The following is a 12,990-nucleotide window of genomic DNA, read 5'->3' as shown; positions in this document are numbered from 1 at the left end:
TACTCCGTTAGCTAGCACGTCTCTTGCATTCGATCATGAATAGCAACGACACGACCGGAAGGCTCGCGGCTCAGGTGAGCCTGCGTTCGGACGAGGAAATCGTCCGGCTGCGACAGATCGTGCGCGACGCCGCCATCGCGCAGGGGTTCTCGCTTATCGAGCAGACCAAGTTCGTGACGGCGGCAAGCGAACTTGCGCGCAACACACTGCAGCATGGCGGCGGCGGCGACGCGACGCTGGAAGTGCTGGAAAGAGGCGTGCGCGTGGGGTTGCGGCTCTCGTTCGTCGATCAGGGTCCGGGTATTGCTGATATCGAACGCGCGCTGCAGGACGGCTTCACGAGCGGCAATGGCCTGGGCTTGGGCCTTGGAGGCTCGCGGCGCCTGTGCGACGAGTTCACGATCGAATCGACTCCGGGTGGCGGCACGACAGTCACCATCACGAAATGGAAAGTACGCTAGACGGCGCGGCCGGTTCCGCCGGCGGCGCCCACCGGTCCTTCGAGATAGGCGACGCGAGCAGCGTCGCCTATGTACGCCGCGGTGCTGCCGAAGCCGCGCGCATTGCCGCGCTCACCGAGACCGACGCCGGGCGCCTCGCCATCGTGCTCACGGAAGCGGCCACCAACATCCTGAAGCACGCCGGCCACGGCGAGATGCTCGTGCGTGCGCTGGAAGGCGCAGTGGAACTGATCGCGCTCGACAGCGGCCCGGGCATGACCAACGTGGGCGCCGCGCTCACCGACGGCCACTCGACGGCCGGCACGCCTGGCACAGGGCTCGGTGCGATCCGGCGGCTCTCGAACCAGTTCGCCGTCTACTCGCAGCCGGGCACGGGCACCGTCCTGCGCGCACTCGTGCAAAGAAGCGGCGGCAACGCAGCCCACGCGGCATTCACCGGACCCGAGATCGGCGCGGTGTGCGTGCCCTATCCCGGCGAGGAAGTCTGCGGCGACGGCTGGCAGGCGCAGGCCGACCAGAGCGGCCTCACGCTCGCGCTCGCCGACGGCCTCGGCCACGGCGCCGATGCCCATGTGGCCGCCGCAGCCGCGCTCGACGTGCTGCGCCGCCGCGCCGGGCTCGCGCCCGCCGCGCTCATGGAACTCTCGCACGCGGCGCTGCGCCCCACGCGTGGGGCCGCGCTCGCGCTCGTGCGCATCGATCTCGCGCGCGGTGCGCTCGCGTTCTGCGGCACGGGCAACATCTCGGCGGTCGCGTATGGCGCGGGCCGCCCCGCGGAACGCCGCCCGGTCGACAGCCGCGCCTTGGCCGGTCACACGCACCGGGCCGCCGGCGCAGTCACGCCTTCCGCACGCGAGTGCTACCAGCTCGTCTCGCGCAATGGGATCGTGGGCCACACGATGCGTGGCACTCAGGAGTTCGAGCTGACGTGGGGCGAGAGCACGCTCCTCGTCCTGCATTCGGATGGGATCGGCACCCGCTGGGATCTTGCCGCCTGGCCCGGACTCGCCAACCAGCCCGCCGTCGTGATCGCGGCCGTCCTCTACCGAGACTTCGCGCGCCGGCGCGACGACGCCACCGTCGTCGTCGTGCGCGCTCGCCCCGGAGTACAGTTGAACCATGAATAAGCCCCTCTTGCGCATCCGGCTTGAAACCGCCCAGGACGTCGTCGCCGCGCGCCGCCGCGCGCGCGAGCTCGCCGCCGGGCTCGGCTTCTCGCCGCTCGACCAGACGCGCATTGCAAGCGCCGTCTCCGAAATCGCCCGCAACGCCTTCGAATATGCGGGCGGCGGCGAAGTCACCTTCACGCTCGACGACGAGCCGCCACACGAAGCGCTCGCCGTGCAGGTGAGCGACCACGGCCCCGGCGTGCGTGACCTCGAAGCCGTGCTCGACGGCACCTATCGCTCACCCGGCGGCATGGGCCTCGGCATTACGGGCAGCCGGCGCCTCATGGACCGCTTCGCCATTCGCTCCTCGGCGAGCGGCACGACTGTCACCATGGCCCGCGACTTGCCGCACGAGCGCGGCGCGGTGTGCGGCACGGAACTCGAGCGCATCGTGCGAGAACTGTCCGCACGCAGTCCGCAAGAAGGCGCGCACGGCGACTCGCTCGAAGAACTGCAGCAGCAGAACCGCGAGCTTGTGACGGCGCTCGATGAACTGCGCGAACGCCAGGAAGAACTCTCGCGCCTCACGCAGGAGCTGGAGGCGACCAACCGCGGTGTGGTGGCGCTCTACGCCGAGCTTGACGAGCGCGCTGAGGAACTGCGCCGCGCCGACATGATGAAATCGCGCTTTCTCTCGAACATGAGCCATGAACTGCGCACGCCGCTCAGTTCGATCCGCGCGCTCGCCAACCTGCTGCTCAACCGGCTCGACGGCGACCTGAGCGTCGAACAGGAGCGTCAGGTCAGGCTGATTCTTTCGTCTGCGGAAAGCCTGGGCGAGACCGTGAACGACCTGCTCGACCTCGCGAAGATCGAAGCCGGCAAGACCGAAGTCGTTCCCGCGTGGTTCGATCCCGCCGACCTCTTCGCCGCGCTGCGCACGATGCTCATGCCGCTGCTCGACACGCCGCACGTCTCGCTCGAATTCGCCTCCACCGCGGGCCTGCCGCAGCTTTACACCGACGAACCCAAGCTCACGCAAATCCTGCGCAATTTCGTTTCGAACGCGATCAAGTACACCGAGCACGGACAGATTCGCGTCGGCGCCCAATGCATGCCCGGCGATGGCGACGAAGCGCGGATCACCTTCTTCGTCGCGGACACGGGCATCGGAATTGCGCCCGAGCACCACCAGATCATTTTCGAGGAGTTCGGCCAGGTGCAGAACCGCCTGCAGCAGCGCGTGAAGGGAACGGGCCTTGGCCTGCCGCTGTGCCGCAAGCTCGCGGCGCTCCTCGGCGGCGAAGTGGGCGTGGAAAGCGAGCCCGGCGTGGGCTCGACGTTCCGCCTGAACGTGCCGGTGCGCCTCGCGACGTCCGTCGAGGACGAACCCGAGACGTCCGGGGACGCGGCGCCATGAACGCCCACGCCACGCTCATCCTCAACGTCGACGACAACGAAGGCGCGCGCTATGTGAAGTCGCGCGTGCTGCGCCACGCCGGCTACGCCGTGATCGAAGCCGCGACGGGCCACGCCGCGCTCGAAGCCGTGCGCGAACAAGCGCCCGCGATCGTGCTGCTCGACGTGAAGCTGCCCGACATCAGCGGCATCGAGGTGTGCCGCCTCATCAAGGCCGACCCGGAAACGAACTCCACGCTCGTGCTGCAAACCTCCGCCGCGGCGGTGCAGACTCGCGACAAGATTCTCGCGCTCGACGGCGGCGCCGACAGCTATCTCACGGAGCCCGTCGAACCCGCCGAACTGGTGGCGAACGTGCGCGCACTGCTGCGCCTCTACACCGCCGAAAAAGCGCTGCGCGACGCCGACCGCCGCAAAGACCGCTTTCTCGCGACGCTCGCGCACGAACTGCGCAATCCGCTCGCGCCGATACGCAACGCCATCGAGCTGCTCGACCCGCGCCACGGCGCGAACGACACGATGCGCGCCGACGCGCGGCAGATCGCGAGCCGCCAGGTCGAGCATCTCGGGCGCCTCGTCGACGATCTGCTCGACGTCTCGCGCATCTCTCACGGCAAGATCGCGCTGCAGATGAGCACGCTCGACTTGCGCGAGATCGTCGAGATCGCGGTGGAAACGAGCCGCCCGTTCCTCGACGCGAAGTCGCAAACGCTCACGGTCGAGATCGACTGCGATCCGTGCCATGTGACCGGCGATGCGATACGCATCGCGCAGATCATCAGCAACCTGCTTTCCAACGCCGCGAAGTACACCGCCGAAGGCGGCCAGATCGTGTTGCGGCTCGAAGCGGACGTCTACGAGATCCTGATACGCGTGCGCGACAACGGCATCGGCATCGCGCCCGACGAACTGCCCTACGTGTTCGAGCTGTTCATGCAGTCGCGCGACGCCGTGAAGCGTGCCGACGGCGGCCTCGGCATCGGCCTCGCACTCGTGCGCGAACTCGCGGAGCTGCACGGCGGCTCGGTGGGCGCGCAATCGGACGGGCTTGGGCATGGCTCGGAATTCGTCGTCCGTCTGCCGCTCGCGCGGGTGCCGCAATGCGAAGCGCCGCGCGAGCGGACCCAGAACGCGCAAGACAAAGCGGAACACAGTGCGCCGCCGCGCCGCCGCGTACTGATCGCCGACGACAACGTCGATTCCGCTTCGTCGCTGCTCATGCTGCTGGAACTCGAAGGCCACGAGGTGCGCGTGGCCCACGACGGCCCGAGCGCGCTCGCGCTCGCGCAGACTTTCCTGCCTCACGTGGCGATACTCGACATCGGTCTGCCCGGCATGAATGGTCACGCGCTGGCGAAGGCGCTGCGCGCCGAGCCTGCCACCGCGCGCGTGCAATTGATCGCGCTCACGGGCTACGGCCAGGAGCGCGACCGCCAGGCCGCGAGTGAGGCTGGCTTCGACCGGCATCTCGTGAAACCTGCACCGTTCGATGAGATTCTGCGGGAAATCGAAAGCGGGCCGCCGGGTTGAGTGATGCTGTGCGGTCCGCTCGCCTGCGGTTCGCGCCACACAATCTCCGTTCGCGCCCAGATCTCCACCGTTCGTCGCAAGCCCCTCGCTCACCCCTCTCCCACTCACCACACTGCAGACATCGCCCCCGCTCGACCCGCCAAGGAGAGCCAGCATGTCTGCCATCATTGCGGTGCACGTCGTCGCCGCGACGCTTTCTGTCATACTCGGAACCGCCGTCATGCTGACCGAAAAGGGCAGCGCGCGGCACAAGTGGCTCGGCCGCATCTGGGCGCTGACGATGTTCGCCGCCGCGCTCAGTTCGTTCGACATCCGCGAACTGCATCCGGGGCATCTGTCCTGGGTGCACGGCCTTTCGCTGCTGACGTTCGCAAGCGTCGGGCGCGCCATCTGGGCGATCCGCCACGGCAACGTCCGCGGCCATCGCCTCGCCATGCGCGGTTCGTTCTTCAGTCTCATCGCTGCCGGCCTCGCCGCCATTGCGACGCCGCACCGGCTGCTCAACCTCATCGTCACAAGCTGGATCGCATGATTCCTGGCACGCACGTCGAGTTTCCGAACGCCGCCGCACGCCTGCCCGCCCCGGCGGCCAACGTCCTGCTCGCCGGATTCGCGCGCGAGGGCGTGATCGTCATCATCGGCAATGCGCTGATCGCGGTCGCGCTCACCGCTGCAGGCGTTCACGAGCGATTCATCGACAACCTCGTCTTCAGCCAGGCGATCGGGCTCTCGATCATGCTGATGCTCGACGTCGCCCGTTTTTTTCTGCAGCGCCACAATGCGCTCACGGGCCCGCGGCTCGCCCTGGCGATGGTGCTTGCCATCGTGCTCGGCGCGGCGCTCGGGCGCGGCATCGCGAGCGTGCTGCTCGGGATCAGCCTGCGTCACGCATTCGCGACGAAGGAGCTCGCGCTCACTGGCTGGATCGCGCTCGCCGCCACGCTCCTCGTCACCTGGTATGGCTGGTCGCGCACGCGCATTGCCGAGCTGAGCGAGCAGGTCGCGCGCACGGCGTGGCAAAAGGAAGCCGCCGAGCGCACGGCACTCAGCGCGCGCCTGCAGGCGCTGCAGGCGCAAATCGAGCCGCACTTTCTCTTCAACACGCTGGCGACGCTCGACAGCCTGATCGCGTCCGATCCCCCTCGTGCGCGCGAGTTGCTCGCAAGCCTCAACCGTTTCCTGCGCGCGACGCTGGAAGCCTCGCGCGCCCAAAGCGAAACGCTCGCGACGCAGTTCAAGGTGCTGGACTCGATGCTCGCCGTGCACGCCATGCGCATCGGCCCGCGCCTCGCCTACGCGCTCGACCTGCCGCCCGATTGCGCCGACCTTCCAGTGCCGCCCATGCTGCTGCAGCCGCTCGTGGAAAACGCGCTCAAACATGGCATTCAGGGCGCGGTCGAGGGCGGCAGAATCGACGTCGGCGCGCGGCGTATCGACGAGCATGTCGAGCTGACGGTGACGGACACGGGCCCGGGCTTCGGCGCGACGCCGGGCACCCAGGGCGCGGGCGTCGGGCTCGTGAACGTGCGCGAGCGGCTCGCGGCGCTCTATGGCGAGCATGCCTCGCTCACGCTGATCGAGAACGTGCCGCACGGCCTCGTTGCGCGCGTGCGGCTGCCTCTGAATAGTGCCGTTGGCGTAAGTGCAGTCGCGCAGGAGTCCCGATCATGAAACGCCACACGCCCGGCGATATGGCGCCACACGGTGACGCCTCGCACCGCGTGCCTGATGCACCGACCGACACCCCGACCGCGCTGATCGCCGAGGACGAGCCGCTGATCGCGGCCGCGCTGGAGCGGGAACTCGCCGCCGTGTGGCCGGAATTGCGCATCGTGGCGACGGCCAGCAACGGCCACGAAGCCATCGAGCGCATCGGTGCGCTCGCGCCCGACGTCGCGTTCCTCGACATCGCCATGCCGGGCGCGACCGGCCTCGACGTCGCGCGCGCCTGCGCGAATCTCGCCGCGCCCCCGCAGATCGTGTTCGTCACCGCCTACGACGCCTATGCGCTCGAAGCCTTCGAAGCCGCGGCCATCGACTATCTGCTCAAACCCGTGGAAACGGCACGGCTCGCACGCACGGTGGAGCGCCTGCGCGCACGGCTAGCGCGAGCGGCGGCGAAAGATCCCGAGGCGCCGCACATGCAGGCGGATCTGCAACGCGTGCTGCGTCAACTGGAAGCGATCACGCAGGACGTTCGCGAAGCGCGGGCCGGTGTGCGCGCGGGCCATGCGGATGGCACGCCGCGTGAAGCGCCGCTGCGTTATCTGCGCGCATCGAGCGGCAACGATATCCGCATGGTGCCGGTGGACGATGTTTTGTACTTCGAAGCAGCCGACAAGTACGTCGTGGTCACGACGCGCAGCGGCGAACTGCTGATCCGCACGAGCCTGCGAGAGTTGTGCGCGCAACTGGACCCCGCACGCTTCTGGCAAGTTCACCGCGGCACGGTGGTCAATGTGGATCAGGTGGAAAGCGCCTCGGTCAGCGCTATCGGGAAGATGACGCTGCAACTGCGCGGCCATGCCGGCGCGCTCGCGGTAAGCCGGCAATACGCTCACCTGTTCCGGCAAATGTAAGCGGGCCACGAGCGCACGCTCGCATCAGCGCGGCTCGCTTTTCAAATACCGCTGGGGCGTCTCGCCCATCGTCTTGCGAAACATCGTGATGAACGCGCTCGAATTCGCGTAGCCAAGTTCCGCCGCGATCTCTGCCACGCGCACGCCTCGCGCGAGCTTCGAAACCGCCTCGACGATGCGCAACTGCTGGCGCCAGTGGCCGAACGTCAAGCCTGTTTCGTCCTTGAAGAGCCGCGCGAGCGTGCGCTCGCTCGCCCCCACGCGCTCGCCCCAGATGGAGAGCGAGTCGCCGTTGGCCGGGTCTGCCAGCAGGACATCGCAAATCTGCCGCAAGCGGCGGTCGAGCGGCAGCGGCAACCCTGCGCCCGAGGCCTCGCGTGAATCGCGCATTTCGCTGAGTAACAGCGGGGTAATGAGCGCGTCCCGCTCGCGGCCTTCGGCCATCGCCGCAACCAGTTCGCGCAGCAGCGACGAAACCGTCACGGCGTGGCATTCGGATTCCGGCCACGGCGACGCCTGGGGCTCGAAGTACACGCTGTGCATGCGCGCCGCGCTCGTCGCGATCCACTCGTAGTCCACGAGCGGCGCGATCCACAGCGCGCGATGCGGCCCAAGCGTCCACACGCCGAAGGACGTCGTCACGCGCAGCACGCCGCTCGTCGTGAAAATGAGCTGTGCGTGATCGTGCGAGCGCCACCGCTGCCTCGCGCCTGCATCGTATTCATGGCTTGTCGCCCGGATCGGTCGTTCGAGCGTGCGCTGCGTGCTTTCAGGTCGATGGCACCAGATCTGATCCACGATTCGCAAATTCCTTCGCTGATTCACCAAAATTTGTCTGCTTTGCGCAATTTAGTGTCACCCCCTCGCGCCAGGTCATCGTGTACTGTATTTTGCATCGAACGACGATGAATTGCTAATGCAAACGATAATGATTCGCAATTTATTAGATGAAAGCCGTCCAGTGCGCCACCTAAGCGCCCCCTCCCTCCTGCGCCGCTGCGCTGCCGCCAAGATAGGTGGCGCGCACACGGTTGTCGCCGGCTAGCTCATGAGCCGAACCCGCGAGCGCCACGCGGCCGCCTTCCAGGACATAAGCCCGATTCGCAATGCGCAGCGCCTGGCGCGCGTTCTGTTCCACGAGCAGCACCGCCGTGCCCGCGTGGCTGATGCGGGCGATCACTTCGAAGATCGCCCGCACGAGCTTGGGCGCAAGACCCATCGAAGGTTCGTCGAGCAGCACGAGTTTCGGCTTGAGCATGAGGGCGCGCGCAATCGCCAGCATCTGCTGCTCGCCGCCGCTTAGCGTGCCCGCCATCTGATCCTTGCGCTCACGCAGCCTGCTAAATGTTTCGTATGCCTGAGCAATGCCTTGATCGAGCGCGCCGGCGTCACGCCGCAAGAGGTAGCCGCCAAGGCGCAAATTCTCCTCGACCGTCAGGCCGCCGAAAATACGCCGTCCTTCCGGCACGTGCCCGATCCCAAGCGCGACGATACGATGCGACGGCAGCCCGACGAGCGCCTGCCCCTCGAACGCAATGCTTCCGCCACGCGGGCGCAGCAGCCCGGAGATGGTGCGCAGCGTCGTGGTCTTGCCCGCGCCGTTGGCCCCGAGCAGCGCAACGATCTCGCCCGGCCCAACGTCGAGCGAAATGCCGTGCAGCGCTTCGATGTTGCCGTAGTTCACGCGCAGGTCGCGAACGTCGAGGAGTTTGCCCGTCGTGTCTAACTCCATAGCGACCTCTCCCCGTCCGCGCCGTCCGGCCCGTCATCTTCTTCGGCCGTGCCGAGGTAGGCGTCGATCACCACCGGGTCGTTCTGGATTTGCGCGGGCGCGCCTTCGGCAATGATCTCGCCATGGTCCATCACGATGATGCGGTCCGACACGCCCATCACCAGCGCCATGTCGTGCTCGATCAGCAGCACCGTCACGCCCAGGTCGCGTATGCGGCGGATCTGCGCCATCAACGCGTGCTTTTCGGTGGGGTTCATGCCGGCGGCGGGCTCGTCGAGCAGCAAGAGGCGCGGCTGGCTCGCCAGCGCACGGGCGATTTCCAGCCTGCGCTGATCGCCGTACGGAAGGTCCGAGGCATATTCACTTGCTCGCGCGCCGAGCCCCACGAGATCGAGCCAGCGCTGCCCGAGCGCGCCATGTTCGGCAGCCTCGGCGCGTGCGGCGCGCGTGCCCACGAGTTCCGCCACGAGGGCGGTGTGCAGGCGATGATCCATGCCGATCAGCACGTTCTCGAATGCGCTCATGTGGTTGAAAAGCCGGATGCCCTGAAACGTGCGCGCAATGCCGCGATGCACGTTGCGATGGGGCGCGCCGCCGGCAAGCGGCTCGCCGCGCCAGACGAGGCGGCCGCCGCTTGGGCGGATCACGCCCGTCAGGCAGTTGAACACCGTGGTCTTGCCCGCGCCGTTCGGGCCGATCAGCGCGAGAATCTCGCCGCTGCGCACCTGAAAACTGATGCCGCCGATCGCGCGCACGCCGCCAAAGCGGCGCTCGAGGTCATGCACCTCGAGCAGGGTTTCGCGCGCGGCGGCGGCTTCGATGCCACTGCTATCGGCGAGGGAAACCGCCGCCGTGCTTTCCTTGCCCGCCGCTTCTGCGGCTTCTGCTTCGTGCGCCAGCGTCTCTTCCTCGGGCCTCGGCGCGGCGCGCTTCACGCGCGCGGGCCATAATCCTTGCGGGCGCAACAACATGAGCACGACGAGCGCCACGGCAAAGCCGAAAATACGCCACAGGTTCAGGAAGCGCAGCATTTCCGGCAGCCCCGCAACGATTAGCGCGCCGAGTATCACGCCAGGAATGCTGCCGCGTCCGCCCATCACGACGACGATGAGGATCGTCACCGACTGCAGGTACGTGAACGCCGTGGGATCGATCGTGCCAAAGCGTGCGGCGAAGAGACTGCCGGCCAGGCCCCCGATCAACGCGCCTAACACGTAGGCGAGCATCTTCACGCGCAGGGTCGCAACACCCACGGCCTCGGCAGCGGCTTCATCCTCGCGGATGCTGGTCCACGCGCGCCCGAGGCGCGAGCGTCCGAGCCGTACGGCGAACACCAGCACGACGATGAAAAAAGCCATGCCCAGCACGTACACCGAGCGCGGCGAACTGAACTCGAAGCCGAAGAGGCTCGGCGGCTCGATGCCGTAGATGCCGTTCGGGCCGCCGGTGATGTCGAGATTGGTGGCGACGATGCGCGTGATCTCGCCGAAGCCGAGCGTGACGATCGCGAGATAGTCACTACGCAGACGCAACGTCGGATAGCCGATCACGACGCCGGAAGCGCCCGCGAATGCGAGGCTGAACGGCAGCGTCGCCCAGAACGAGAAATGCAACAGGGTTTCGAGGAGCGCCGTGGTATAGGCGCCAATGGCGAAAAACGCCGCGTAGCCGAGGTCGAGCAACCCGGCGTAGCCCACGACGATGTTCAACCCGAGGCCCAGGATCGCATAGGTGATGATGGTGAGCCCGACATCGACGATATAGCCGCTCGCGAAGGCCGGCAATGCGGTGGCCACCGCGATCAGCGCGACGGCGACGACCCACGAGGTTTGCCGGGTTTGCCGGGGTTGCCCATCCCGTGCGCGCATGCGTCACATCCTCTCGACAACGCGTTCGCCGAACAGCCCCGTCGGCTTCACCACGAGCACGGCAATCAGCACGCCAAATACGAACACGTCGGTCCACTGCGAGGACACATACCCGGCGCCGAACGCCTCCAGCAAGCCGATCAAAAAGCCGCCCACCATCGCACCCGGAATATTGCCGATACCGCCCAGCACCGCCGCCGTGAATGCGCGCAGCCCGAGCACGAAGCCCATGAAGAAGTTGATCTGCGTGTAGAAGAGTCCTTCCATCACGCCGGCGACCGCAGCGAGCGCCGAACCGATGAAAAACGTGAGCTGGATGAGCCGCTCGACGTCGATGCCCATGAGCCGCGCCGCATCCTGGTCGATGGCGAGCGCGCGCATGGCCGTGCCGATGAACGTATGGTGTACGAACAAATACAGCGCGATCATCAGCGCGAAGCTGGCCGCGATAATGCCGATCTGCGCAAACGTAATGTGCACTTGCGCAATTTCGAAGCCGGTATGCGTTAGCAGGTGCGGATAGGTGCGAAAGCCCGCGCCATAAGCGATCAGCACGCCATTCTCCAGCAGCAGCGAAACAGCGAGCGCCGTAATGAGAATAGAAAGGCGTGGCGCGCGCAGCAACGGCTGGTAGGCCACGCGCGCGATCGCCACGCCGAGCGCGCCGGTCGCGAGCATGGCCACCGCGAAGGCCAGGAACAGCGCGAGCGCGATCGGCAGGCGCGCGGCCGCGAGCGCGGAAAGCGCGGTCCAGCCCAAGAACGCGCCCACCATGAAGAGATCCCCGTGTGCGAAGTTGATGAGCCGGATGATGCCGTAGACCATCGTGTAACCGAGGGCGACGAGCGCGTAGAACGAGCCGATCGTCAACCCCTCGATGACGAACTGGAAAAAGGTGCTCATGAGCGGCCCGGGGCGCTTACTTCATCTCCACCCACTTGCCGCTTGCATCCTGGCGTTGGTAAGGCTCGAACTGATCGTTGTGCACGACGACCGTGATGTACACGGCGCGGCTGCGGTCGCCCTTCGCATTGAAGCCGATCGTCCCCGTGGCGCCCGGGTAGCTCGTGATTTTGTGCAGCGCCGCGCTTATGTCCGCGGGCTTTGCCGACTTCGCATCGGCGATGGCCTTGGCGGTCACGCCCACGGCGTCGTACTCGTACACCGAGTACGGCCCCGGGCCCTGACCATAGGACTTGTTGTACTGATCGAGGTAGTCGTGCGCGCCCGCCAGGAACTGCGCGAGCGGTGCGGTCGTGATGATCATGCCGTCGGCGGCCGGGCCAGCCGTTTTCATGAGCGTCGGATCGTTGGTGCCATCGCCGCCCATGAAGGTCATCTTGAGGCCCACCTGGCGCGCTTCCTTCACGAGCAGACCCGCCTCGGAGAAATAGCCGGTGTAATAGATCACGTCCGGCTTCAGCGACGAAACCTTGGTGAGCGTCGGTGAATAGTCCATCTGGCCCGGCGTGATCGAGTCGGCGTACACCACGTCCACGCCCATCTTCTTGAGCGATTCCACGGTGTTCTGCGCGAGGCCCTTCGCATAGGTCGTGTTGTCGTCGATCACCGCCGCGCGCTTCACGTGCAGCGAATTCTTCATGAAGCTGGCCGCAAACGGCCCTTGCTCGTCGTCGCGGCCAATCGTGCGGAACACGTTGTCGTAGCCCATTTCCGTGAGCTTCGGATTGGTCGAGGCATCGAGCACGTAAGGAATGCCGGCCCGGTGGAACGCGGTCAACTCGGGCAATGCGGCGCTCGAGCAGTAACCGCCCGCCACGGCAACCACGCCCGCATCCACGAGCTTTTGCGCGGCTTGAACGGCTGTCTGCGCGTCGCACGCGTCGTCCTCGGGCACGAGTTCGATCTGCTTGCCGAGCAGGCCGCCCGTCGCGTTGATCTTCGCGGCCGCGAGCTTTGCGCCGTTCAGAATATCGGTGCCCGCTGCCGCGCTGCTGCCCGAAAGCGGCACTGGTACGCCGATCTTGATCGTCTGCGCGTGTGCGAACCCAGGCGCGAGCGCAGCAAGGGAAAGGAGAGCGAGCGCGATGGTTGCGTGCAGCGTGCCATTGTTCTGAGGATTCATGTGAGCGGCTCCTGAGCGTGGACCCGACCGGGCGATGCCGCGACGCAGGCAAGCCCGCGCGGTCAGTTAGCGAAACGAAATAATTCGTCCGGTACGATGCCCTGCAGGACTCGCTCGCTCATGGCGCGCAGCTTGCATGGGGACCGGCGCATAACGACTTATCCATGATAGATGCATGCCATCATTTAGCTGCTATAGGGTATGCG

The 12,990-nt window shown here is 66.7% G+C and carries 12 protein-coding genes; 7 read left to right on the top strand and 5 right to left on the bottom strand.

Going from position 1 to position 12,990, the window contains the following annotated elements:
- Positions 1-35: 35 nt before the first annotated feature.
- The 7 genes from L0U83_RS32110 to L0U83_RS32080 all read left to right on the top strand — a co-directional run bounded on the left by L0U83_RS32110 (position 36) and on the right by L0U83_RS32080 (position 7,098).
- A complete protein-coding gene (locus L0U83_RS32110) occupies positions 36-461 on the top strand; it encodes an ATP-binding protein (protein WP_233888206.1) in 426 nt (141 codons plus the stop codon).
- Positions 446-1,588, top strand: a complete 1,143-nt coding sequence (locus L0U83_RS32105; RefSeq protein ID WP_233888205.1) for an ATP-binding protein — start codon at positions 446-448, stop codon at positions 1,586-1,588. The genes L0U83_RS32110 and L0U83_RS32105 overlap by 16 nt, the downstream gene beginning before the upstream one ends.
- On the top strand, positions 1,581-2,990 hold the full coding sequence (locus L0U83_RS32100; protein WP_233888204.1) for a sensor histidine kinase: 1,410 nt from the start codon (positions 1,581-1,583) through the stop codon (positions 2,988-2,990). The genes L0U83_RS32105 and L0U83_RS32100 overlap by 8 nt, the downstream gene beginning before the upstream one ends.
- Positions 2,987-4,519 (top strand): ATP-binding response regulator, encoded by a 1,533-nt coding sequence (locus L0U83_RS32095; protein WP_233888203.1) that lies wholly within the window; start codon positions 2,987-2,989, stop codon positions 4,517-4,519. The genes L0U83_RS32100 and L0U83_RS32095 overlap by 4 nt, the downstream gene beginning before the upstream one ends.
- 154 nt (positions 4,520-4,673) lie before the next feature.
- The gene (locus L0U83_RS32090) at positions 4,674-5,051 is read left to right on the top strand and encodes a DUF2306 domain-containing protein (RefSeq protein WP_233888202.1); all 378 of its coding nucleotides are present in this window, start codon (positions 4,674-4,676) and stop codon (positions 5,049-5,051) included.
- The gene (locus L0U83_RS32085) at positions 5,048-6,190 is read left to right on the top strand and encodes a sensor histidine kinase (protein ID WP_233888201.1); all 1,143 of its coding nucleotides are present in this window, start codon (positions 5,048-5,050) and stop codon (positions 6,188-6,190) included. Before L0U83_RS32090 ends, L0U83_RS32085 begins: the two co-directional genes overlap by 4 nt.
- 20 nt (positions 6,191-6,210) lie before the next feature.
- Positions 6,211-7,098: a LytR/AlgR family response regulator transcription factor gene (locus L0U83_RS32080; RefSeq protein WP_233889101.1), complete on the top strand. Its 888-nt coding sequence runs from the start codon at positions 6,211-6,213 to the stop codon at positions 7,096-7,098.
- A gap of 24 nt (positions 7,099-7,122) precedes the next feature.
- Here L0U83_RS32080 and L0U83_RS32075 read toward each other — a convergent pair whose 3' ends face one another.
- The 5 genes from L0U83_RS32075 to L0U83_RS32055 form a co-directional block, all read right to left on the bottom strand.
- Positions 7,123-7,896 (bottom strand): AraC family transcriptional regulator, encoded by a 774-nt coding sequence (locus L0U83_RS32075; protein WP_233888200.1) that lies wholly within the window; start codon positions 7,894-7,896, stop codon positions 7,123-7,125.
- A gap of 172 nt (positions 7,897-8,068) precedes the next feature.
- Positions 8,069-8,830 (bottom strand): ABC transporter ATP-binding protein, encoded by a 762-nt coding sequence (locus L0U83_RS32070; RefSeq protein WP_233888199.1) that lies wholly within the window; start codon positions 8,828-8,830, stop codon positions 8,069-8,071.
- Entirely contained in the window at positions 8,821-10,698 is a 1,878-nt protein-coding gene (locus L0U83_RS32065) for a branched-chain amino acid ABC transporter ATP-binding protein/permease (RefSeq protein ID WP_233888198.1), read from the bottom strand. The genes L0U83_RS32070 and L0U83_RS32065 overlap by 10 nt, the downstream gene beginning before the upstream one ends.
- Before the next feature lie 3 nt (positions 10,699-10,701).
- On the bottom strand, positions 10,702-11,601 hold the full coding sequence (locus tag L0U83_RS32060) for a branched-chain amino acid ABC transporter permease (protein ID WP_233888197.1): 900 nt from the start codon (positions 11,599-11,601) through the stop codon (positions 10,702-10,704).
- Between the two features lie 16 nt (positions 11,602-11,617).
- On the bottom strand, positions 11,618-12,784 hold the full coding sequence (locus L0U83_RS32055) for a branched-chain amino acid ABC transporter substrate-binding protein (protein WP_233888196.1): 1,167 nt from the start codon (positions 12,782-12,784) through the stop codon (positions 11,618-11,620).
- Between the last annotated feature and the right edge of the window lie 206 nt (positions 12,785-12,990).

The sequence above is a fragment of the Paraburkholderia flagellata genome, from assembly GCF_021390645.1.
In the GTDB taxonomy this organism is placed as follows: Bacteria; Pseudomonadota; Gammaproteobacteria; order Burkholderiales; family Burkholderiaceae; genus Paraburkholderia; species Paraburkholderia flagellata.
Note: the sequence above shows the minus strand (reverse complement) of the source record. Positions and strands in the feature narration are given on the sequence as shown.